The following is a 22,481-nucleotide window of genomic DNA, read 5'->3' as shown; positions in this document are numbered from 1 at the left end:
ACTACGAGTAGCAGACCATCGATAGGGTGCTGCTCGCCGCATAACAACCGGTGTCCACACTTCGGGGCGAGCCCCCCAGCACGTCGATCCCGACAGTGGCCGGACCATGCGAGGCCTGCGCCGCGGCGATCTGCTCGATCAACTCACCGATGGCGCCGGGAGTGTTGTCGAAGCGACGGCTGAGCAGCACCGTGCCGCTCTCGGCGATCTTGATCTCAGCCCAGTGGAACTCCTTGGACACATCAATGCCCACAGCGACGGCCATGCTGCTCCTTTCCCCTCCGTCACCGACGTGCGGCCTCCCCTCGCCGTCCATGCCCTACATAGCGATCGATCGCAGTGCCTAATCAGCGGTCAAGGAGAAGCGACGAGACAGGGGGCCAAGCCTCCCTTGCCATCGCGGGCAGCCGGCGTGAGAGCCATCCCTGCCTCGTTCGCACACCCCGATTTTTTACACCAATCGAGGCGTGCTCGCACTCAGAAAGGTAGGGCGGCGTGAACACCTCGTACGACGTCAAGTTCTTCGAGATCAGCCGGAACAAGTCGAGCAAGACGCCTTCGTACGTAGTGCGCTGGGCGGTCGCCCGGAAGCGCTCCTCGAAGACCTATCGCACCAAGGCACTCGCCGAGAGCTTCCTGTCGGACCTGCGGCAGGCGGCCAAGCAGGGCGAGGCGTTCGACATCGAGAGCGGTCTCCCTCTGTCGATGATCAAGGCCAAGGACGCCCGGACCATCCTTGAGTTCGTCGTGGCCTTCATCGAGATGAAGTGGCCCCACGCGGCGGCCAAGAGCCGGGACAGCATGTCAGACGCGCTCGCCACGGTCCTCCCCTCGCTGACCAAGGACCGTCCCGGCCGTCCCGATGCCGAAATCATGCGGACGGCTCTCCGGAAGCACCTCCTCCTCCCGGAGAGCAAAAGGGCCGAGATTTCCCCGGAGATGGCACAGGCGGCCCGCTGGCTTCAGCCCGCGTCGCTCGACCTGACCGCCCTGAACGACGCCAAGACGGTACGGCTGGCACTCGACGCGCTCGCCCTCCGCCTCGACGGCAAGGCGGCGGCTCCGAACACGATTGCCCGTAAGCGGGCCGTCTTCCATGCCGTGCTGGAGTATGCGGTGGAGCTGGAGGAATTGGACGCCAACCCGCTGCACAAGGTCACGTGGAAGCCGCCCAAGGTCACCGAGACTGTTGATCCTCGCGTCGCGGTCAACCCCCGGCAGGCTCAAGAGCTGCTCACGATGGTGAGCTACGTGGGCGGGCGTGGTCGTGGCCGGCGGCTCATGGCGCTGTTCGCCTGCATGTACTACGCGGCGCTGCGCCCGGCTGAGGCGGTCGGCCTGCGACTCCAGGACTGCCACCTTCCGCTCAAGGGCTGGGGGCGGCTGACGGTCGACATCTCCCGGCCAGAGGTCAACAAGCACTGGACGGACAGCGGAAACGCCCACGAGGAACGGGGGCTCAAGCACCGGGGCCGTGCCGACGTACGTCCGGTGCCGATCCCGCCGGAGCTGGTCGCGATCCTTCGTCGGCACATCGAGGAGTACGGGACCGGCGTGGACGGGCGGATCTTCCGTAGCGAGCGTGGCGGCGTGATCGCGTCGACGGCCTACACCGAGGTGTGGCAGGAGGCCCGGAAGCTGGCCTTCACTCCGGCTCAGGTGGCCTCTCCCCTGGCTCGCAGACCGTACGACCTGAGGCACGCGGCGGTTTCTCTCTGGCTCAACGCGGGTGTCTCGGCTCCCGACGTGGCGGAGCGGGCCGGGCACAGTGTGGACGTCCTGTTGCGGGTCTACGCCAAATGCCTCGACGGCCACAAAGATCTGGCGAACCAGCGGATCGGTGACGCGCTGGTCGGCTGAGGTGTTCGTCGCACGAAGAGGGTCCCGGAAGCCATCCGGGACCCTTTCGCTTGTTCTGCACCCTATGGAGCCTCACATGATCACCACTCGGCCAGCCGATGGCGCCACCATGCGCCTGACATCGAAGAGCGTCCGCCGTCCGCCCCCGGATCAGGCAGGGTCCGGTCGCGGAACTTCGTGTCCAGAGGCTCCACGATTCGCCAGAGCTCAGATCGAGCAGACGAAGGCAGGGCGTGAAGGGCTTCTTCCAGGAGGTCACGAGCTTCTACCGGGTCGCAACACGGCAACCCGTCCGGACGGAGGTAGAGGTACCGGCCAGAGTGCCGGAGAAACCCTGCGTACTGGTCCAAGGCGTCGGCCAGGGCGTTCAGCCACAGACGCTCGGCTTCCAGCCGTCGTATCGCGCCATGGGTTTTACGGGAGATTCCAGGTATCTGCCTGGCCGGAGTGGGGGCGGATGATCGAGGGCACCCTGAACGCAGAGTGCTGGGCGGCCTACGCGGCACGGCTCCTTCGAGTCAGCATGCGGCACATCCTGTCACGTCTCAGCAGGCCATCGAAAGGCCGATGCTCGTTGCAGAGCCGCTGGAAAGCCCGGCACGACCTGGGAAAACACCTTCAAGATCATTGCACGCATATTGGTGGAGTGGTGACATGCGGCTGCTTCTGGCTGCCTGCGGCTGCATGTCCCGGAAACGCAAAAGAGGCCCCGGAGGGCCTCTGAGCTGCCAGTTTGGCTGGTGGCAGGTGCAGGACTTGAACCTGCGTAGGCTGAGCCGACGGTTTTACAGACCGCTCCCTTTGACCACTCGGGCAACCTGCCGTGTCCTCCGCTTGCGGCGGCGACAGGAAGAAGAATAGCGGACTTCCGGGTGTGACGTGACATCGACGCGGGGCACCTCCCGATACCCACTCCTATCAGGACTTTTGGTACGCATGTCGCCGCTTGTGCCGGTGTCCTCTGGGGAGGGAGTGACGCCAGAGGCGTCGTGGCGCCGGGGAGACGGGCCTCAATGGCCGGGGTTCCGAGGAATGGCCGGGAGGCGGTGCGAGGAGACCGAAGGAACGGGGACACGCCAAGGCGAGCGGGAGGGCGGGAGTGGAAACGAGACACGCCGAAGTGGGACAGGACCCGCTGATGGCGGGAGAGGGACACGCTTCCGCCTCGGCATCGGCGGGAGATGCTGGCTAGGCTGATCTGTTACGTACGCGTCTACCGAACCGGCTCGCGGGCGCCACCGCGATTCGAGGTCCGTGGCTTCCGGGAGCCGGGCGGCGATTGATAGTTCCAGCAGGTCAGAGGGGATTGAGCTTTGGCGGATTCATCGTTCGACATCGTTAGCAAGATCGACCACCAGGAAGCAGACAACGCGCTGAACCAGACGGTCAAGGAGGTCGGGCACCGATTCGACTTCAAGGGCACCGGCGCGACCATCGCCTGGTCGGGCGGTCAGAAGGCCGTTGAGATCAAGGCCAACAGCGAGGAGCGCGCCAACGCGGTCCTCGACGTCTTCAAGGACAAGCTGATCAAGCGGGGGCTCTCCCTCAAGATCCTGGACGCGGACGAGCCCAAGCTGTCCGGCAAGGAGTACCGGCTTCTGGTGACCCTCAAGGAGGGCATCGACCAGGAGCACGCCAAGAAGATCTCGAAGATCATTCGTGATGAGGGGCCCAAGGGCGTCAAGGCCCAGATCCAGGGCGAGGAACTGCGGGTGAGTTCCAAGAAGAGGGACGAGCTGCAGGAGGTCATCGCCCTTCTCAAGGGTAAGGACCTGGAGATCGCGCTTCAGTTCTCGAACTACCGCTAGCAGAAGGGAAACCGAGGCTCTGACCTGTGGTTTCAGGACCTTACTGCTCCGGGGAGGGCGCATCCAGGGCATACGGCCGGGGCAAGAGGATCTCTTGTGCCCCGGCCGCTCACCCGTTTCATACATCGCTGGAGGTGAGCGACGCGGTCTCTCCCGCTTGGGTACCTGTGCAGGGTGAACCGGCGAAGACTCGCGCTCCTGAAGAGATCGTTCACCATGCGATCCGGGGGCACCACGCCGATCAGCATCGGTTCCTCCAGTTCGGGCAAGACCGCAGTGGGTGCCAGTGAAACGACCTCGGTCCTTTTGAAGCGATCCGGGCTCGATGGGAGCTCTACGGGCTGACCCCAGCCGTCGGTTCGGGCTGGTGTTGAGCGTGAACCTCGCCGGGGCCACCCCGTCTTCACGTCCCAGCAGCGGTCCGCCCAGGCCGAGCCGCCTGGATTCCGGTACGGCCCACCCGGTCGGAGGCAACTACTGGACGCGGTGCCGACCGGCGAACGATAAAGAATTATCGTCCTGTTTATGGGGAAAATTCATGACAGGATTAACGGTCGGCTGCGTGAGTTCATCGGAGCGCAGCCGGTCTACTTCGTGGCGACGGCTCCCGAGCAGGGCGGCCACGTCAACATGTCCCCCAAGGGATACGCCGACACCTTCGCCGTCCTCGATGACACCACCGTCGCCTACCTGGACCTGGACGGCAGCGGGGTGGAGACCATCGCCCATCTCCGCCAGAACGGCCGCATCACGGTCATGTTCTGCGCCTTCTCCGGCCCTCCCAACATCCTCCGCCTGTACGGCACCGGCCGGGTCGTCGTACCGGAGAACCCCGACTTCGCAACACTGATCAAGAAGTTCGGCCCGCATCCGGGCGTGCGGTCGATCGTCGTCGTCGACTGTGACCGGATCTCCGATTCCTGCGGCTTCTCGGTACCGTTCATGTCCTTCGAGAAGGACCGGACGCTGCTGGACGAGTGGGCGGGACGCAAAGACGTCCAGCAGCGGCGCACCCACCGGGCCCGGAAGAACCGCGAGAGCATCGACGGCATCCCCGGCCTTTCCGCAGAGGAGACCGACCCGGTCACGCAGCACTCCTGAGCCGGTCGGCCGCCCCGGGACCGGCCCTCGCGGGGGCCGGTCCGTTCGCCTGCGCCGGAGGGGTTTCCGCTCGCTCCCCGCGATCGGATGACACTCACGGCGACACCTCCGGCCGGCCTTCCCCTGGGCGTACAGTAAGCCGGTAAGCGACGGACACCCCCCGTATGTCCGGAAGACTCGGGGGGCCTCAGTGGGGTTGTTCTGCCGCTTGAGCGTTTGCGTCGGCACGGTCGCCATGGTCATGGGGGCGGGCGTCCCCGCGGAGGCCGGAGGTGCGAGCCCTCCGGTCCGGTACGCGGGACTCGACGGGTGTGTCTGCGCTCCGTGGAAACTCTGGGTACGCGGCGGTGGGGTGCTCACTCTCCCCGACGCCCGGGTTTTCTCCGTGGGGAGGCAACGAGCACCGCTGGCCCTGTCGCCAAACGGTAGGTATGTCGCGTACTTCCAGCGGCGGGGCGGGGCGCTGGTGGTGCGGGAGGTGGCCACCGGCGAGATGCGCGCCGTGCCGGGAGTGATGTGGTCGAACGCCATGCGCGCGGCACGGGTCGATCTCTCTCCCGGCGGGCGGTACGTGGTGCTGGGCATCGGCTGGGAGCACCGGATCCTGGACACGTACAGCGGGGAGAGCATCCCGGTGCCACCTGGCCTGCGACCGTGGAGTTTCAGCCCTGACGCGAAGTTCGTACTCGTGGTGGACGACACGTTCCAGGCGGGGATCTACTCGATGTCGCCCTTCACCGAGCGGGGGCGCGTTCCGGTGGGGGGCGCGCTCGGCCCGGACGGCGAGACCGTCGCCCACTTCACGGCACGTGACGCGGGGATCCGTCTGTGGAACGTGCCCACCGGCGGCATCCCCAGGCACGATCCCATCGCCGTGCCCGTCGACAGGACTCCGACCCGGATGCGCTGGAACCGCGCGGGCCGTCTCGACCTGCAGACGGTCACCCCGCGCAGGATCAGGAAGGGGGGCGGCACCCGCTACACCTGGTATCGGGTCGATCGGGAGTCGGGCGGCACGGAACGGGTGAGTGGCTTCGTCGTGCCCGGGTCCGTCCACAACCCGATCGTCACCGGGCTGACTCCCTGACCCGATCGTCACCGGACTGACTGCCTGACCCGATCGTCACCGGGCTGACTCCCTGACCCCTCACGGACCGTAGAGGCTCACGGCGGCACGGAAGCGCGGGGTCAGCGGCGGTAGCCGGCCATGCGCTCCAGGCGGGCGACACGCTCGGCGGTGGGCGGGTGGGTGGAGAACATCCGGCCGATCCCGGCGCCGCGGAAGGGATTGGCGATCATCAGGTGGGAGGCGGAGGCGATCCGGCCGTTCTCCGGGAGGGGCAGCTGGCGGGTGCCCATCTCGATCTTTCTCAGCGCCGAGGCGAGGGCGAGCGGATCACCCGTCAGCCGGGCACCGGACTCGTCCGCCTGGTACTCGCGGGAGCGGGAGATGGCCATCTGGATCATTCCGGCCGCGACCGGGCCGAGCACGATCATGAGAATCGCGCCGATGAACCCGGGGCCCTCGTCCTCGTCCCCGCCGCCGAAGAACAAGCCGACATAGCCGAGGTAGGTGATCATCGTGGCGAGCGCGCCGGCCACCGAGGAGATCAGGATGTCGCGGTTGTAGACGTGGGAGAGCTCGTGCCCGATGACCCCGCGCAGCTCGCGCTCGTCGAGGAGTTGGGTGATCCCGTATGTCACGCAGACCGCGGCGTTGCGGGGGTTGCGCCCCGTCGCGAAGGCGTTGGGCTGCATGGTCGGCGAGACGTAGAGCCGGGGCATGGGCTGGCGGGCCTCGGTGGAGAGCTCGCGCACGATCCGGTAGAGGAGCGGCTGCTCCACCTCACCCACCGGCCGGGCGCGCATGGCCGACAGCGCGATGCGGTCGGAGAAGAAGTAGGCGACGCCGCTGGTCGCCAGCGCGACCAGGACCGCGATCTGCACGCCGGTGCCGCCTCCGAACCACGCCCCCACCACGATGATCACCGCGGACAGTGCGCCGAGAAGGACCGCGGTACGCAGACCGTTGTGGTGCACTACACCCCCCTTTCGGTTGATGCTGACTCACCTGTGACAACGTCTCCGGCCAGGTCGAACGTTCCCGGATGGTTCAGCCCGCGGCGATGAGCGCCGCGGGGACGAGGTCGAGGACCAGCTGGGGGGCGGCCGAGAACGCGATCGCGACGATCCCGGCCACCGCGACCGCCACACTCGCGGGTATCCATCCGGTGCCGCGACCACCCGTCTCCGCGCCGACCGGCACGACGCCGCCCGTCATGGCGCTTCCTGTCACGGCGCCGCCCGGCACGGCACCCCCGATCACAGCGCTCCTCGTCACGGCGTCCCCGATCACGGCGCTGCCCGCCATGGCGCTCCCGATCGCGGGGCTCTCGGGTACCGGGACCGGAGTGAAGATCCGCACGACCCAGGCGACGTAGTAGTAGAGACCCACGACGGTGTTGACCGCCATCACGGCCGCCAGCCAGCCACCGCCTCCGCCGAGGAGCTCCCGGAACACCACGATCTTGGCGAAGAGTCCGGCCAGCCCCGGGGGCAGGCCCGCCAGGCAGATCAGGAAGAAGGCCAGCGCCAGCCCGGCCGCGGGGCTCCGGGACGCCAGGCCCCGGTAGTCGTCCAGTTCCCCGCTGCCCGACCTCCTCGACACCAGCGTGACCACGGCGAACGCCCCGAGGTTCATCGCCGCGTAGAAGATCAGGTAGGCGACCGAGGCGTTCATCGCCGCGTCGTTCCTGATGCCGAGGGGAGCGAGGATGTAGCCCGACTGGGCGACGGACGACCAGGCGAGCAACCGCACGGCGTGGCGCTGGCGCGTGGCCAGGAGGTTGCCGACGGTCATGGTCAGCGCGGCGAGAATCGCGACCAGCGGGACCCAGGTGGCCCCCTGGCCGCCCAGGGCGACGACCAGGATGAGGATCAGCCCCGCGAACCCCGCCGCCTTGGAGATGACGGAGAGAAGCGCCGCGACGGGGATGGGCGCGCCCTGGTAGACGTCACCCGCCCACGCGTGGAACGGCACCGCCGCGATCTTGAAGGCGAACCCGGCGAGGACCAGGACCACGGCCACGGTGACCACGGCGGGCAGATCGTAGGCGATCTGCAGCGAGGACTCGTAGGCGCCGCCGCCGATGTCTCCCTGGCCGGGCCCGAGGCCGGTGGCCGCGGGGACGTCCTGTCGCAGCACGTGGGCGATGCGGTCGAGGTAGACGGTTCCGGTCGTTCCGTACAGCAGGGAGACCCCGAAGAGCATCACCGCCGTGGAGACCACGGAGACCAGGAAGAGCTTGACCGCCGCCTCGGAGCTCCGGCCGTCGTAACGCTTGAGCGCGGTGAGCGCGAACACCGGCAGCGAGACGAGCTCCAGCGCGACCACCAGCATGATCAGGTCACGGGAGGCGGGCAGGGCGACGGCACCCGCCAGCGTGCAGAGCAGCAGGAAGTACCACTCTCCGACGGGGATGTCCCCGGAGGAGAGTTCGGCCGCCGACAGCAGCACCACGACGATCCCGGCGAACAGCGCGAGCCCGGCGAAGACCAGCGTGAAGTCGTCGACCACGAACGAGCACGGTGCCACGGCGGCCGTGGGCGCCGCCGGCTCGGTGACCGAGGGGGCGATGGCGCCGATCACCGCGCGGGGGGAGCCGAGCAGCCCCTCTGGCACGCAGAAGGTTCTCAGCGGCTCTCCGGCGCGTACGGCCTGGGAGATCACCACTGCCAGGGCGGCGACCACCCCGGACAGCGTGACCGCGCCGAGTGCCGTCCGGACGTACGGCCCGCGGGGCAGGAAGGCGTCCAGGAGCAGCACGAGCCCTGCGATAAGGGCGAGGATCAGGGGCGGCGCGACCGCGTAGTAGTCGATCGACTGGATCACGGCGCGCCCACCAGGGTCCGGACCACCGGATCGGTGAGGAGGAGAAGCGCCTTGGGCCAGAGCCCGAACAGCAGGATCAGCGCGATCAACGGCACCCAGGCGGCCAGCTCGTGGCCCGAGACGTCGGACATGCGCGATCTGCCCGTGCCCGTCGCCCCCGAAGCGACTCGCGAAGTCGCCCCCGCCCGCGAACCCCCCGAAGTCCCCAGAGCCGCCGCAGTCGCCGGGGTCGCCGGGGTCGCCGGGGTCGCCGGAGGGGGAGCGCCGCCCCCGCCGACGGTTGCCATGAGGGGGCCCTCCTTCTCCCCCGCCTCGCCGGCGGGGGCACCACCGTCGTGATCGCCCTCCTCCCCGGTCGGTCCCGTGGAGGGCAGGCCGCCCGCGGCGGCCGCGGCGAGGACCGGGACATGGACGGTCTCGGTGCCCCGGCCGTGGGTGACGCGGGAGAGCATGAGCAGGAAGTAGGCGGCGGTCAGCACGGTACCGAGACCTCCGAGGGCCATGAAGACCAGGTAGAGGGGGCGCGACAGACCCGCGGCCGGTTCGAAGGCACCGAGGAGGGCCAGCATCTCGCCCCAGAAGCCCGCCAGTCCCGGCAGCCCGAGCGAGGCGACGCAGGCGAAGGTGAGCAGGGAGGCGAGGCGGGGAAGGCGCGTCAGCATGCCACCGCCGAGGGCCGGCATGTCGGAGGTGCCGTAGCGCTCCTTGATCGCTCCGGCGACGAAGAACAGCAGGGCGGTGATGAGACCGTGGGCGATGTTGCCGAACAGGGCACCGTTGACTCCGGCCGGAGTGAGCGTGGCGAAGCCCAGGAGCACGAAACCCATGTGGCCGACCGAGGAGTAGGCGATCATCCTCTTGAGGTCACGCTGGGCGAGACAGGCCAGCGAGCCGTAGACGATGCCGATCACCGCGAAAGCCCCGAGCCACGGGGCCATCGCGGCGGCGCCATCGGGCAGGATCGGGATCGCGACGCGGGCGAAGCCGTACGTGCCCATCTTGAGCAGCACGCCCGCCAGGAGCACCGAGCCGACGGTCGGCGCCTCGGTGTGGGCGTCGGGCAGCCAGGTGTGCAGCGGCCACATCGGGGTCTTGACCGCGAAGCCGATGCCGACGGCCAGGAAGGCGATGGTCTGCACCGCGGGGGACATGCCCGTTCCCCGTGCCCGCGCGAGGGCGATCATGTCCAGGGTGCCGGTCTGCGACCAGATGAGCAACAGGCCCAGCAGGAGGACCACCGAGCCGAGCAGGGTGTAGAGGATGAACTTGATCGCCGCCGCCCGGCGGGCGCGCCCGCCCCAGATGGCGATCACGAAGTACATCGGGATGAGGACGACCTCGAAGAACACGAAGAACAGCAACAGGTCGAGCGCGAGAAAGGTGCCGATCATGCCCACTTCGAGGACGAGCAGCGTGAACACCAGCGCCCGTGGCCGGTTGCCACCGGGCCGGGGACCGAGCAGCTGCCCGGGGCCGTCGGCGCGCCCCCGGCACAGGTAGACGAAGCAGAGGAAGGTCAGCAGCGTGGTCAGCACGACCAGCGGCAGCGAGATCCCGTCCACGCCGAGGTGGAATCTGAGGTCGAGGCCGGGGATCCAGGCCAGGTCGGTCGCGAACTGCACCCGAGCGGCGTCGCCGTAGTCGAACGCGGCGACCAGCACCACCGACAGCGCGAACGTGAGGCCGGAGACGACCAGGCCGTGCACCCTGAGCAACCGCCCCCTGGCCGCGACGTCCGACCCGAACGGTGCGAGCAGCGCGGCGGCTCCGGCGAGTGGCACACCGAGGAGCACGATCAGCATCCAGCTCATGGCGTGGCCACCTCACCGAAGTTCGGCACCAAGTTCGGCTCCGAGTTCGCCCCGGTGTCCGGTCCTGAGTCCGGCTTCGTGTTCGATGTCGGGTCCGGGTTCGATATCGGGTCCAGTGTCAGGTCCGGGTCCGGGTCCGGGTTCGGATCCGGTGCCGGGTTCGAGTCGGGTGTCGGGTTCGAGTCGGGTGTCGAGCCCGGTCGTGTGCTCGGTCGCGGAGAGGAGGTCAACGGCGCGTCACCGCCAGACGGATGAGGAGCAGCACGACGAGGGCCACGACGCCCCAGAACAGCAGAGAGATCATCTAAAGATCACCGCCCCGGCCGCGATCAGGAGGACTCCGGCCAGCAGGCCGGTGATGTAGAGCTGGGCGTTGCCGTTCTGCACCAGGCGGACCAGCCCGGCCAGGCCCAGGGTCGCCCGGCCCGAGCCGCGCACGGCACCGTCCACCACGCGACCGTCGGCGCGGACGACAAGACTCGCCAGGAGCAGCACGGGTCGGACGAACAGACCGGTGTAGACGGAGTCGATGTGGAAGGCCTGCTCGCAGGGGGCCCGGAAGGGGCCGAGCAGGCGAGCCGGGTCGGCCAGGGGGTCGGAGCGCCACACGGCGTAGACCGCTCCCGCCCCCAGCAGCGCCACCGCGAGGCTGAGGGCGGCGGCGTCCCAGTGAACGTCGCCGACACGGGCGAAGCCGAGGAGAAGGGCCGGAACGGCCAGGACGAGAATGGGCCAGCGCATGGTGGCCGGAGCCTCGTGAACGGCGGTGTGAGCGGCGGTGTGGACGGCGTGCGGCGCACCGGACGCGGGCTGGGGCTGGCTCTGGGACTGGGACTGGGGGGCACGCTGCCCGAAGAAGGTTCGCAGCCACGCGCGGGTGGCGTAGGCGCCGGTCACCGCGACCGTGGCGAGGGCGCAGCCGTAGAGCAGCAGGGCGGCGGCGCTTGTCAGCGGCCCTGAGGACAGGGAGCGCTCGATGGCCACCAGCACCTCGTCCTTGCTGAAGAAGCCGCTGGCCGGAGGCAGGCCCATGAGCGCGGCGAAGCCGATCGTCATCGCGGCGAAGGTGACGGGAAGCCCCCTCCTGAGGCCCCCCATCGTGCTCATCAGGTTGGAGCCGACCGCGTGGATCACCGCTCCGGCGCAGAGGAAGAGGAGCGCCTTGAAGGCGCCGTGGGTGATCAGGTGAAAGATCGCGGCGCTCCGGGACCCGGCGGCCAGGGCGCCGGCCATGTAGGCGAGCTGGCTGATCGTGGAGTAGGCGAGAACGCGTTTGAGGTCGTCCTGGGCCAGGGCGGCGAGGGCCGCGCCGAGCATGCCGATGGCGGCCAGGACCGCGAGGACGTCCAGGGTGGGGCGGGCGCCGAGGAAGGCCGGGTAGAGCCGGGCGACGACGAAGATGCCCGCGGCGACCATGGTGGCCGCGTGGATGAGGGCGCTGATCGGTGTCGGTCCGGCCATCGCGTCGGGAAGCCAGACGTGCAACGGCACCTGGGCGCTCTTCCCCGCCACCCCGGCCAGCAGCAGCATGGTCGCGGCGATGAGCGTGCCGGAGGACATCTCGGGGACTTCGGCGATGACGTCGGCGATCCTGAAGCTTCCCGCCGCCGTCCCGAGGACGAAGATGCCGAACAGGAATCCGACGTCGCCGATCCGGGTGACGAGGAACGCCTTGATCGCCGCTCGCGAGTTGGCCCTGTCTTCCCACCAGTGCCCGACCAGCAGGTAGGAGCACAGGCCCATGATCTCCCAACCCACGTAGAGGACCATGAGGTCCGCCGCGTAGACGACCAGCAGCATGGCGCTGGTGAACAGGCTGATGAAGGAGCTGTAGGACGGGTAGCGCCGGTCACCGCGCATGTAACCGACGGAGTAGATCTGCACCGCCAGCGCGACCACGGCGACCAGCACGGCGATCGACGCGGCGAGGCCGTCGACCATCAGCCCGACCGAGATCGGCACCGAACCCGTCTCGATGACGGTGAACGCCGCGGTGACACCGTCGATCGCCCCCTGGCCTCCCGGCCCGACCGGGGCGGACGGCTCGGCTCCGCCCCCGCCGGTGGCGGCCCAGGTGGCGTAGGCCAGCCAGATCGCCAGGGCCGCGGAGACGGCGGTGGGCACCACGGCGATCCAGGCGGCCCGGTGGTTGGCGGCGGTGTCGGTGTTGACCTTGAAGGCGTCACTCCTGGGAGCGTCGGCCTTGGGGGCGTCGGCCCCGAGGGTGCCGCCTTCGCCGGTCTCCGGGGGCGTCACGCTGTGGGGACGCCGGGGGAAACGGGAGCCGAGAAGGCCGGTGACCGCCGCGAGGAAGGGCAGCAGGATCACGAGCGAGGCGACAGTGATCATGGCACGTCACCCGGCCCGGTGTCCGCCTCGGATCCGGCCCCGGACCGGGACCGCCGCGTATCGGTCCCGGTCTGCGGGTGTGTCTGCGTCTGGGACCGGCTCCGGGACCCGGCCTGAGGCTGCTCCACGAGCGAGGAGTCCGAGCCGGTGTCGTCGGGACCGGCGTCGGCGAGGTCGGTGTCCGTGGGGTCGGACAGGGAGCGGAGGCGGTCGAGGTCGACGGTCTGGCGGTTGCGGTAGAGCGCGAGGATGATCGCGAGACCGAGGCCGACCTCGGCGGCGGCGATCACGATGACGAACAGCGTGAGGACCTGCCCGCCGTGCAGCCGGTCGCGCAACCACACGTCGAAGGCGACCAGATTGAGGTTGACGGCGTTGAGCATGAGCTCGACGGACATCAGCACGAGGATCGTGTTGCGGCGGGCGAGCACCCCGTACACGCCGATGGAGAACAGCAGCGCCGAGACGACCGCGGGATAGACGACGTGCACGTCAGTCCCTCCCGCGGATGTCCGTGCGGGACAGGACGATGGCGCCGATCAGAGCCGCCAGCAACAGGACCGAGAGCGCCTCGAACGGGAGCACCCAGTTACGGAAGATGCTGGAACCGAGCTCGCCGGCCGATCCACCACCGGGTTCAAGCGGGACGTAGGCCATGCGGAAGCCGTCGACGACGACGGTGACCAGCACGGCCGCGGTGGCGATCGCCACGATCGCCGCGGTCGGACGGTTCGGACTGTCGAGGTCGGCGCTCCTGCCGATCGGGGCGCGAGTGAGCATGATGCCGAACAGGAGCAGGACCACGATCGCACCGACGTAGATCAGCACCTGGACCCAGGCGACGAACTCGGCGGTGAGCACCAGATAGCACCCGGCCAGTGCGCCGAAGCAGACGACCAGCCACAGGGCCGCGTGGACGAGCTGCCTGGTGGTCACGACGAGCAGCGCCGACCCGACGGCCACCGCGCCCAGCAGAAGGAAGACGATCTCCTGCCCGGTCGGCGACAGGTAGGACGGCACCTCGGTCACCTCTCCTCCTCGGGCTCTCCACTCGGATCCGTGGAAGGAGTCTGCTCCGGTTTGGCCGCCGCCGGAGGTGCTTCACCCCCGCCTGTGGATAACTTCTCGACGGATGGCCCACCTGTGGACGGATCGTTCTTCTTCGGAAGGGCACCCGGTGGCCGGATGGCCCGGACGCTCGCGTGCCCCGCCGAGGTGCCCGGTCTGGACGACCTGCCCGGGGATGGACCGCGCCGCACGGGCGGCGCGTCAGGGGTGCCGGGAGCGGGTGAGGCGGATGGCGAGGACGGGGAACCGGACGGTGAAGGCCCGGACGGCGAAGGCCCGGACGGCGAGGACGGGGCCTCGGGCACGGAGGTGCCGGAACCGGGCGCGGACGCCTCAATGCCCGGTTGGAGACCCGGCTCGGAGCGGGAATCGGCCGGGGAGGCCGGGGAGGCCGGAGCTCCGGACGGTGAAGCAGACGCGCCGGGCGCGGAGGCCGCGGGACCAGGACCGGCCGCGGAACCAGAACCGGTGGTAGGTCCGGAACCGGCTGCGGGACCAGGACCGGCGGTGGGGCCGGTCCTGGTTCCGGCGGCGGGAGCGGGAGCGGGCTCGGAGGGAGCCGGGCGAGGACGGACCGGCCGGGAGGTGGCCGCCAATTCCTTGGGCGGATCGGCGTTGGGCTCGTGGGCCGGAGGCGGCGGTACGGTCTGGGCCCAGGCGGCCAGCTTGTCCTTCTCATGAAGAAGGTTACGGATGTCGCCTTCGGCGTACTCGAACTCCGGAGACCAGAACAGCGCGTCGAAGGGGCAGACCTCGATGCAGATCCCGCAGTACATGCACAGGGAGAAGTCGATCGCGAAGCGGTCGAGCATGTTGCGGGCCCGGGGACGGCCGCCTTCCGGGGCGGGGAGGGTCTCCTTGTGGGAGTCGATGTAGATGCACCAGTCGGGGCACTCGCGGGCACAGAGCATGCACACCGTGCAGTTCTCCTCGACCAGCGCGATCACCCCCCTGCTCCTCGGGGGCAGCTCCGGCCGGACTTCGGGATACTGCTGGGTCACCGACCTGTTCAGCATGTGGCGAAGGGTGATGGAAAGTCCCTTCGCCAGTCCCACTCCTGGTATCCGTGCCACAACTCAACATCATGGCGCACAGCGGGGCGCTCGGGAATGCGTGGGCCCCGGAGACCGTCGCGGTGAGAGGTATCAGCCGTGGAACCGGGTTATCCACAGAAGTTATCCACAGACTGTGTGTTCGATAACCGCTCCCCAACCACAGGCTCACCACCGAAGCGACTGCAGACCTTCTGAAAAAATCGTATTGTTCGCCACATGTCCCACCAGTACGGGCCGGCTTGGCAGTCGCAACCACCGGCGCGATCCAACACGGCGTGGAGCGTCGTGTGGGCGCTGGTACCCCTGCTGACCTGCGGCGTCGGGACACCGTTCGTGATCGGCCACGCCGCGCGCCGGCTGCGGAGCCCGTTGCTGGCCATCGCCGCCGTCTTCTACGGGTTCGGCATCGGCATCTTCATGGTCGCCGCGGCGATCTACGGAAGTTCCGACGACATCCCGGTCGTGCTGGACACCATCGGGACGATCGGCCTGTTGGGCAGCTGGATCGGCGGGCTGGGCCACGCGCTGATCCTCAGGGGATCGGTTTTCCCGCGGTGGCCGTCCCGGGAATTCCATCCGGGACCGCCTCAGGGGTACGGCCACGCGCAGGGCCCGCCCCGGGTGCCGTCGTACCAGACGGGTCCCACCGCGGCCTCGGTCGTGCACCCGGCCGCGCAACGGCCGCAGCCACACCACCAGGAGCCTCCGTACCACGGCGGGTACCAGCGGCCGCCACAGCCCCGCCATGACGACCGGCCACCGCAGTACGCGCCCCAGCACACCCAGGGCCGCTTCGCGCAGGGCCAGCCCACCCACACTTCACAGGGTCCCCACGCCCCCTTCGCGCAGGGCCGGCCCGCCTACACCTCGCAGAGCCAGAACGCCCCGGCTCCGCAGGGCTGGCTCGGGCCGTACCGGTTGATCGGCAGCCTGGGCAAGGGCGGCCAGGGAACGGTTCACCTCGCGCTCAACCCGCAGGGGCAGAAGGTCGCGATCAAGGTGCTGCACGAGCACTTCAACGGTGACCAGGTGGTCAGGGAGCGGTTCCTGCGTGAGGTCGAGGCGACCCGCAGGGTGGCGACGTTCTCCACGGCACGGGTGCTCGACGTGAACATCAACGAGGACCAGGCGTACGTCGTCAGCGAGTACGTGGAGGGCGACTCCCTGGAGCAGCTGGTCCGCGACAAGGGTCCGCGCGACGGGGACGGCCTGACCAGGCTGGCCCTGGCCACGGCGGGCGCGCTGGCCGCGATCCACCGGGCCGGCGTGGTACACCGGGATTTCAAACCGGCCAACGTGCTGATCGGCGCCGACGGCCCCCGCGTGATCGACTTCGGCATCGCCCGAGCCCTCGACCAGGTCACCGCGACATCGGGCAACATCATGGGCACCCCCGCCTACATGTCCCCCGAGCAACTCTCCGGCGGGGCGATCGGCCCGGAGACCGACGTGTTCAGCTGGGCCGCGACCATGATCTTCGCCGCCTCGGGGAAGGTCGCCTTCGGGGAGGACACCATCCCCGCGATCCTGAACCGGGTGATCAACCACCAGCCGGACCTGGCGGCCCTGCCCCGGTCACTGCGCCCGCTGGCCGCCGCCTGCCTGGACAAGCAGCCGGGCAACCGGCCCACGGCCGCCGACATCATGCTGCGAATCGTGCAGTAGGGGACCGGTCTAAGGAACCGCGTCCTTCGCCCGCGCCGTCAGCTCCAGGTACTCGTCGCGGGTCAGCGCGCGAACCTCGAGCTCCAGGCCGTTCCCTGTGGCGAAGCGCTCGACGTCCTCGGCGTCCCACTGTCCCGGCAGGTGGAACAGCTCCCCGCCCACCATCAGGCCGGTCACCCCGGACTCCGCCGAGTACAGCAGCAGCTCGGACGCGTCCAGCTCGCGGGTCCTGCGCGCGGTCTCCAGCAGCAGGCGGCCGTGCACGACCACCAGACGGCAGTGCGGCTGGCCCTCGCGCCTGAGCACGCGTCCCTCGGCGGTCTGGTTGCGGGACCTGCGGCGGCCGACCCCGACCACGACGACGGCCCCGGCGACCGTCAGCGCGGCCAGCACCAGGGCGGCGATCCCGAGCGGGCCCATCCCCCGGGTGACGTCGGCGCGGGTCTCGGTCAGGTTGAGGAGCACGAGCGCCACGAAGACCGCCCCGTAGGCGAGCACCGCCCACATGAGCACGTACAGCAGCTGCTCGCGCCACCACACCTTCGGCGAGCTCAGAGGCGGCCTGAGGCTTCTCGCGCCGGGCACGCGCAGGCGCGGCAGGGGCGCGGGCGCCCGCCGCCAGGTCACCGCGCACCACCTCGGCGACCTCCGGGCGAGGGCGACCCTGGCCCGCTGCGGCGTGTCGAACGCCCGGAACTCGAACTCCAGCCCGTTGTCAGCGGCGAACGCCTTCACCGCCCTCTTCGACCGGGACCCCGGAGCCTCCAGCATGACCAGGCCGGACTCGTCGAGCACCGCCAGGCCGTATCTCGTCCTGCCCCTGCCGGGATAACCGAAGATCAGCAGCGTGCTCGCCCGGCCCTCCCCGGCGAGCGGCAGCCGCACCGCCGGATGTTCCGGCACATCGACGACCAGTTCATCCTTTTCCACGGCAAGCGCGAGGGTCATGCGTTCCGTCCTTGGCAGGTGGTGTCACAGAGTGTATTTACTCCCTGCCCTGCGTGGGCACTTCGAACGTCAGATCGTTCGGTACGACGGCCCGAACGGTACGCGGAACGGCCGGAAAGGAGGGGATCATCCCACGGCGACCCTGACGATTCCCGTCAGCGCCAGCTGGACCAGGGCCAGCGGTACCAGGCCGACCCAGGCGAGCCGCTGCAACTGGTCCTCGCGCAGGCGGGGATAGCTCACCCGGATCCAGATGATCACGAAGACCAGCAGGAAGACCTTGAGGAGCATCCACACCGGCCCCGGCAGGAACGGGCCGTGCCAGCCACCGAGGAAGAGCACGCTGGTGAGCGCGGAGATCACGATGATCCCGGCGTACTCGGCCAGCATGAACAGGGCGAATCTCATGCCGGTGTACTCGGTCATCGGACCCATGATGATCTCGGAGTCGGCGATCGGCATGTCGAACGGCGGGCGGCGGAGTTCGGCGAGCCCGGCGACGAAGAAGACCACGCCGCCGATCGCCTGCCAGGGCAGCCACCACCACTGCCAGGCCTCCACGATGCCCGGCAGGGAGAGCGTGCCCGCCGCCATCGCGACGCTGGAGGCCGCGAGGACCAGCGGCAGCTCGTACGACATGAGCTGGGCGGCCGAGCGCATCCCGCCCAGGACGGAGTACTTGTTGCCCGAGGACCACCCGGCCATGATCGAGCCGAGCACGCCGACCCCCATCACGGCGAGGACGAAGAACAGTCCGGCGTCCAGGTCGACCCCGACCAGCCCGGGTCCGACCGGGATGACGACCATCACCAGGAGGTAGGGGACCAGCGCCACGCCGGGGGCCAGGCTGAAGACCCGGCGGTCGGCGGCGGTCGGGATCACCTGCTCCTTCTGCATGAACTTGACCCCGTCGGCGATCAACTGGGCCCAGCCGTGGAAGCCCCCGGCGTACATGGGACCGAGGCGCGACTGCATGTGCGCCATGACCTTGTGCTCCATCTGCCCGGCGACCAGCGGCAGCACCAGGAAGATCGCGACGATCACGACAAGCCGTACCGCGACGTCGAGCACCTCGGCGATCACGGGCACCTCCGGTCCTTCGGGGGAAACCCCCGGCCATAACCGATATCGCGGGCATCACAGGCGTCGCGGGCGTCGCGAACGTCGCCGGCATCGCGGCGAGACGGCCGCCGGGGAGTCTCAGGTGCCACGTTCGTGCCCCCAGTCGGCGGGCACCCCCGGCGGGAGCGTCTTGCGGCGGCTCGGCGAGCCGTGGCCGGACTCTCCGGGCTCCTTGGCCCCCGGCCAGGCCTTGGCGACCCGGGCGGCGAGCACGAAGTCCTTGCGCAGCGGGAAGCCCTCGAAGCCCTCGGGGAGCAGCAGCGGCACCAGGTTCGGGTGGCCCTCGAAGACGACGCCGAACATCTCGAAGGTCTCGCGCTCGTGCCAGTCGGCTCCGCGGAAGACGCCGACCGCGCTGGGCAGCCGGGGGTCGGCGCGCGGGACCCGGGTGCGCAGCAGCAGGTGGGCGTGCGAGACGGGGGCGAAGAGGTGGGCGACGACCGCGAACGCCTCCGGCGGCTCGTCCACCGCGGTCAGCCAGTCGAAGAACTCGTAGCCCCCGGCCCTGGCGGACTCCAGCAGGCCGACCCAGCCGCCGGGATCCACGTCGACCGTGGTCTGGCCGAAGGACTCCGACACCCGGGTGCCCTCGCCGTACGCGAAACCGGGCACGGAACCAGGCGCGGAACCGGATACGGAACCGTTCCCAGGACCGGGCTGGGGTTCGGGCGTGGAACCGTTCCCGGGGCCGGGCTCGGGCGTGGAACCGGACGCGGATTCGGGCAGGTCAGGCATAGCGGTCACCCAGGTTCTCCGCGGCGATCTTCTCCTGGAGCATCATGATGCCGTGGAGCAGCGCCTCGGGGCGAGGGGGGCAGCCGGGGACGTAGACGTCGACCGGGATGATCTGGTCGACGCCCTTGGTCACGCAGTAGGAGTCCCAGTACGGGCCGCCGGAGTTGGAACAGGCGCCGAAGGAGATCACGTACTTCGGGTCGGGCATCTGCTCGTAGAGCCGCTTGACCGCGGGCGCCATCTTGTCGGTCACCGTGCCTGAGACGATCATCAGATCCGCCTGCCGGGGACCGTTGGCGAACGGGATGACCCCGAACCTTATGAAGTCGTGCCTGCTCATCGAGGTCGCGATGAACTCGATCGCGCAGCAGGCCAGACCGAAGTTGAACGCCCACAGCGAGTAACGGCGCCCCCAGTTCAGGATGAAGCGCATGGGTTTGGGGGCCAGACGCGAGACTGGCCCCACGGTGGGCATCGGGAGATCCGCCATGGCACGCATTCTCCTTCAGAGTCGGTGCTCGCGCTCGCCCGGCCCTTGGAGCCCCCAGGTCCGGCCTGTCGAGCTCCCAGGCCGGGCTTTCGAGCTCTCAGGTCCAGGTGAGCGCGCGCTTGCGCCAGGCGTAGAGGATGCCGAGCGCGATGAAGCCGAGGAAGACGAACATCTCGACCAGGGTGGTCGTCCCGAAGCCCGGCGCGGCGAAGACCGTCGCCCAGGGGAACAGGAAGACCGCGTCCACCGCGAAGACCACGTACAGGTAGGTGAACACGTAGTAGCGGATCTGGGACTGGGCCCAGCCGTCGCCGACCGGGTCGACGCCACACTCGTAGGTGAGCAGTTTCTCCGGGGTGGGGCGACTCGGCCGGAGTCCCCGGTTGACGAGCAGTGCCCCGGCGACGATGAGCAGGCCGATCGCGAACAACGCGAGGACCACCACATAAGAGCCGAAATATCCGCTCATGGCCTCTCCTCCTCGGGGCCGCCGCCCGAACGCTCCGGGACGCCGCACAACGCTCGGGACGCCGCGCGACCTTCCGGAACTCCACAACGCTCGGGACGCCGCACAACGCTCCGGGACCTGCCGTACGGGGCTCTCCGCCCTACCTATAGCAGTATCCGCGCTTCCCGTCACGCGGGGAAACCGGCGGGCGCGAAACGCTAAAGCCTCTGTCCACTTAACATCAAGGCGGGGTAAACACCTCATAACCCCCTATAGCGTTAGTTTATGTTTAAACTGCGATTCGGCGGAGGAATCGCGTTGACGGCCGCGATGCTGGCCGGTTGCGGTGTGGCCACCGCCTCCCCCCACGGGGATTCCCCGATCCCCTCGGAGCCAACGCTGATCAATTACGTCGACCCCTCCATGGTCCAGGGCCTGAGCACGAGAAGCCTGAACGCGGGAGAGACCAAGGGCCGGCGCGTGCACGCCACCTACCCGGCCATCGCCGACGCCCCCCGGCTCACCGAGAAGCTCCTCAAGACGGTGACCAGGAGTCTCAACCGGTTCACCTGGCACGACGTCCCCGCCAACGCCCTGCCCAATCCCGAGTTCAACGTGGACTGGCAGCTCGCCGCCGCGTCCCCCGAGGTCCTGGGGGTGCGGCTGCGCATCGGCCGGTCCACGGGCTCCGGCTGGAGCGAGTCGCGGACCACCGTCTGGTACGACCGGGCGAGCCGGCGCGCCCTGGACTCCCCCGGCCTGCTCAGGGACGTCGCGGCGCTGACCACGCTGGCCGGGATCGTCAGGAGCGAGCTGGCGCTGCGGGGACCGCTGGTGAACCCCAACGCGCTCAGACCGGAACCCTCGATGTTCGACTCCATCGGTTTCAACCCGCGCGGCGACCTCGTCGTGGAGTTCGACGACAAGCAGGTGGGGCTGGGCGTCGCCGGCCGGGTGGCGGTCGCCGTGCCGTCCGCGACCGCGACGCCGCTGCTGTCGGCGACGGGGCTGCGGGCGCAGCGGGCCTCCGTGAGGACCGCGACCCTCACCTCGCAGAAGGACATGCTCGCGGCGAGCATGGACAGGCCCGCGGCGCGCAGTTCCATGGCGGGCACCGTGGACTGCGCGAAGGCCAGGTGTGTGGCGCTGACCTACGAGGACGGACCGGGCCCCGAGACCGGGCGGCTGCTCGACATCCTCGGCGCGTACCGGGCGAGGGCGACCTTCTTCGCCCTCGGTTCCAACGCCTCCGCACGTCCCGAGTTGCTGCGGCGGATGCGTGACGAGGGACACCTGGTGGCCAACCACACCTGGTCCCACCGCGACCTCAGCGCGCTGCCCCCCGCCGTGCTCGCCGACCAGCTCACCCGCGCGCAGCACGCGATCGTCCAGGCGATCGGCCAGGTGCCCACGCTGATGCGCCCGCCGTACGGCGTGACCGACGAGCAGGTGACCTCCGTCTCGCGCCGGCTGGGCATGTCCGTGGTGCGCTGGAGCGTCGACGCCGAGGACGGGCACGACTCCGACCCCCGCGCGATCGCCCGCCGGACCATCGCCCGGGTCAAGCCCGGGGCGATCGTCCTCATGCGCGACTTCCACCACGCCACCGTCGACGCGGCCCCCGCGATCTTGCGCGAGCTCACCGCAAAGGGTTATACCTTTGTCACTGTTCCGGAGCTGTACGGCACGCGCGCGATGGAGCCTGGCCGGACCTACGACTCCGGAACCGTGTCCAACGTGCTGGAAAGGCAATCCCTGTCATAGCCTGAGGCTATGGGGCCATAGCCGGAGGCGATGAGAGCGCCTTCGCGACGGGACATATAGTTGGGCATCGTGATCCCAACTGTCCTCTTCGGCCGCCTGCACGTTGACCTGTGTCGACTCGCGGCCGGGCTGTGTCGGGCCGACCGTCTGCGATCGTGACTTCCCCGTAGGCCGTACGACGGCCGCGACGCGCGATGTCCGCGCCCAGCTTCGACTCAGTTTCGACTCAGCGGCCGTCAAGGATATGCGACAAAGGTCACTTTCCTTCGCCGAGTGGAACGCGAAAAGACTACGCGTGACCCCGAGGATCTAGCATGGAAAAAAGAATGTGCCACGAGCAACGGCGCCCTGTCGCGTCGAGGAGG

19 protein-coding genes, 1 tRNA gene and 1 pseudogene are annotated in these 22,481 nt (G+C 69.2%); 7 read left to right on the top strand and 14 right to left on the bottom strand.

Going from position 1 to position 22,481, the window contains the following annotated elements; genetic code table 11:
- Position 1: 1 nt before the first annotated feature.
- Positions 2 to 265, bottom strand: coding sequence for an IS110 family transposase (locus tag ACTOQ1_RS16875; protein WP_440068132.1), 264 nt, complete (start codon positions 263 to 265; stop codon positions 2 to 4).
- Positions 266 to 495: 230 nt separating this feature from the next.
- Here ACTOQ1_RS16875 and ACTOQ1_RS16870 point away from each other — a divergent pair, with 230 nt between their 5' ends.
- The gene (locus ACTOQ1_RS16870; RefSeq protein ID WP_440068130.1) at positions 496 to 1,860 is read left to right on the top strand and encodes a tyrosine-type recombinase/integrase; all 1,365 of its coding nucleotides are present in this window, start codon (positions 496 to 498) and stop codon (positions 1,858 to 1,860) included.
- 738 nt (positions 1,861 to 2,598) lie between these two features.
- Here ACTOQ1_RS16870 and ACTOQ1_RS16865 read toward each other — a convergent pair.
- Positions 2,599 to 2,683, bottom strand: a tRNA-Tyr gene (locus ACTOQ1_RS16865).
- 490 nt (positions 2,684 to 3,173) lie between these two features.
- On the opposite strand from ACTOQ1_RS16865, the gene ACTOQ1_RS16860 reads away from it, so the two are divergent.
- The 3 genes from ACTOQ1_RS16860 (at position 3,174) to ACTOQ1_RS16850 (ending at position 5,856) form a co-directional block, all read left to right on the top strand.
- Positions 3,174 to 3,668, top strand: coding sequence for a YajQ family cyclic di-GMP-binding protein (locus ACTOQ1_RS16860; RefSeq protein WP_362698251.1), 495 nt, complete (start codon positions 3,174 to 3,176; stop codon positions 3,666 to 3,668).
- 525 nt (positions 3,669 to 4,193) lie between these two features.
- Entirely contained in the window at positions 4,194 to 4,769 is a 576-nt protein-coding gene (locus ACTOQ1_RS16855; RefSeq protein WP_440068127.1) for a pyridoxamine 5'-phosphate oxidase family protein, read from the top strand.
- Between the two features lie 385 nt (positions 4,770 to 5,154).
- Positions 5,155 to 5,856: a hypothetical protein gene (locus ACTOQ1_RS16850; RefSeq protein WP_440068125.1), complete on the top strand. Its 702-nt coding sequence runs from the start codon at positions 5,155 to 5,157 to the stop codon at positions 5,854 to 5,856.
- A 101-nt stretch (positions 5,857 to 5,957) separates the two neighbouring features.
- Here the strand turns inward: ACTOQ1_RS16850 and htpX are convergent, their stop codons facing one another.
- The 7 genes and pseudogenes from htpX to ACTOQ1_RS16815 all read right to left on the bottom strand — a co-directional run bounded on the left by htpX (position 5,958) and on the right by ACTOQ1_RS16815 (position 14,800).
- Complete coding sequence (gene htpX / locus ACTOQ1_RS16845; RefSeq protein ID WP_362698260.1) at positions 5,958 to 6,809, bottom strand: zinc metalloprotease HtpX; 852 nt, start codon at positions 6,807 to 6,809, stop codon at positions 5,958 to 5,960.
- Positions 6,810 to 6,882: 73 nt separating this feature from the next.
- The gene (locus ACTOQ1_RS16840) at positions 6,883 to 8,661 is read right to left on the bottom strand and encodes an NADH-quinone oxidoreductase subunit N (RefSeq protein WP_440068123.1); all 1,779 of its coding nucleotides are present in this window, start codon (positions 8,659 to 8,661) and stop codon (positions 6,883 to 6,885) included.
- Complete coding sequence (locus tag ACTOQ1_RS16835; protein WP_440068121.1) at positions 8,658 to 10,472, bottom strand: complex I subunit 4 family protein; 1,815 nt, start codon at positions 10,470 to 10,472, stop codon at positions 8,658 to 8,660. The genes ACTOQ1_RS16840 and ACTOQ1_RS16835 overlap by 4 nt, the downstream gene beginning before the upstream one ends.
- Before the next feature lie 300 nt (positions 10,473 to 10,772).
- Positions 10,773 to 12,821, bottom strand: a complete 2,049-nt coding sequence (locus ACTOQ1_RS16830; RefSeq protein ID WP_440068119.1) for an NADH-quinone oxidoreductase subunit 5 family protein — start codon at positions 12,819 to 12,821, stop codon at positions 10,773 to 10,775.
- Positions 12,822 to 13,030: 209 nt separating this feature from the next.
- Positions 13,031 to 13,312 (bottom strand): annotated as a pseudogene (nuoK, locus tag ACTOQ1_RS16825) (NADH-quinone oxidoreductase subunit NuoK); the annotation flags it as partial.
- 1 nt (position 13,313) lies between these two features.
- On the bottom strand, positions 13,314 to 13,850 hold the full coding sequence (locus tag ACTOQ1_RS16820) for an NADH-quinone oxidoreductase subunit J family protein (RefSeq protein WP_440068117.1): 537 nt from the start codon (positions 13,848 to 13,850) through the stop codon (positions 13,314 to 13,316).
- Entirely contained in the window at positions 13,847 to 14,800 is a 954-nt protein-coding gene (locus ACTOQ1_RS16815) for a 4Fe-4S binding protein (RefSeq protein WP_440068147.1), read from the bottom strand. Before ACTOQ1_RS16815 ends, ACTOQ1_RS16820 begins: the two co-directional genes overlap by 4 nt.
- A 360-nt stretch (positions 14,801 to 15,160) precedes the next feature.
- Here ACTOQ1_RS16815 and ACTOQ1_RS16810 point away from each other — a divergent pair, with 360 nt between their 5' ends.
- The gene (locus ACTOQ1_RS16810) at positions 15,161 to 16,609 is read left to right on the top strand and encodes a protein kinase domain-containing protein (RefSeq protein ID WP_440068115.1); all 1,449 of its coding nucleotides are present in this window, start codon (positions 15,161 to 15,163) and stop codon (positions 16,607 to 16,609) included.
- A gap of 9 nt (positions 16,610 to 16,618) precedes the next feature.
- Here the strand turns inward: ACTOQ1_RS16810 and ACTOQ1_RS16805 are convergent, their stop codons facing one another.
- The 5 genes from ACTOQ1_RS16805 to ACTOQ1_RS16785 all read right to left on the bottom strand — a co-directional run bounded on the left by ACTOQ1_RS16805 (position 16,619) and on the right by ACTOQ1_RS16785 (position 20,373).
- A complete protein-coding gene (locus tag ACTOQ1_RS16805) occupies positions 16,619 to 17,557 on the bottom strand; it encodes a hypothetical protein (protein WP_440068113.1) in 939 nt (312 codons plus the stop codon).
- 126 nt (positions 17,558 to 17,683) lie between these two features.
- Complete coding sequence (nuoH, locus tag ACTOQ1_RS16800; RefSeq protein WP_440068146.1) at positions 17,684 to 18,637, bottom strand: NADH-quinone oxidoreductase subunit NuoH; 954 nt, start codon at positions 18,635 to 18,637, stop codon at positions 17,684 to 17,686.
- Positions 18,638 to 18,757: 120 nt separating this feature from the next.
- Complete coding sequence (locus ACTOQ1_RS16795) at positions 18,758 to 19,291, bottom strand: NADH-quinone oxidoreductase subunit C (RefSeq protein WP_440068112.1); 534 nt, start codon at positions 19,289 to 19,291, stop codon at positions 18,758 to 18,760.
- Positions 19,292 to 19,406: 115 nt separating this feature from the next.
- Positions 19,407 to 19,904 (bottom strand): NADH-quinone oxidoreductase subunit B, encoded by a 498-nt coding sequence (locus tag ACTOQ1_RS16790; RefSeq protein ID WP_184537730.1) that lies wholly within the window; start codon positions 19,902 to 19,904, stop codon positions 19,407 to 19,409.
- Positions 19,905 to 20,001: 97 nt separating this feature from the next.
- On the bottom strand, positions 20,002 to 20,373 hold the full coding sequence (locus tag ACTOQ1_RS16785; RefSeq protein ID WP_362698286.1) for an NADH-quinone oxidoreductase subunit A: 372 nt from the start codon (positions 20,371 to 20,373) through the stop codon (positions 20,002 to 20,004).
- A 297-nt stretch (positions 20,374 to 20,670) separates the two neighbouring features.
- Between ACTOQ1_RS16785 and ACTOQ1_RS16780 the strand changes: the two genes are divergently transcribed.
- Both ACTOQ1_RS16780 and ACTOQ1_RS16775 read left to right on the top strand, forming a co-directional pair.
- Positions 20,671 to 22,116: a polysaccharide deacetylase family protein gene (locus ACTOQ1_RS16780; protein WP_440068109.1), complete on the top strand. Its 1,446-nt coding sequence runs from the start codon at positions 20,671 to 20,673 to the stop codon at positions 22,114 to 22,116.
- A gap of 69 nt (positions 22,117 to 22,185) precedes the next feature.
- Positions 22,186 to 22,275: a putative leader peptide gene (locus tag ACTOQ1_RS16775; protein ID WP_362698292.1), complete on the top strand. Its 90-nt coding sequence runs from the start codon at positions 22,186 to 22,188 to the stop codon at positions 22,273 to 22,275.
- The last annotated feature ends 206 nt before the right edge of the window (positions 22,276 to 22,481 follow it).

It is taken from the genome of Streptosporangium sp. OZ121 (assembly GCF_051918885.1).
Classification (GTDB): Bacteria; Actinomycetota; Actinomycetes; order Streptosporangiales; family Streptosporangiaceae; genus Streptosporangium.
The sequence above is the reverse complement of the archived record's forward strand: the minus strand, read 5'-3'. Positions and strand labels throughout refer to the sequence as shown.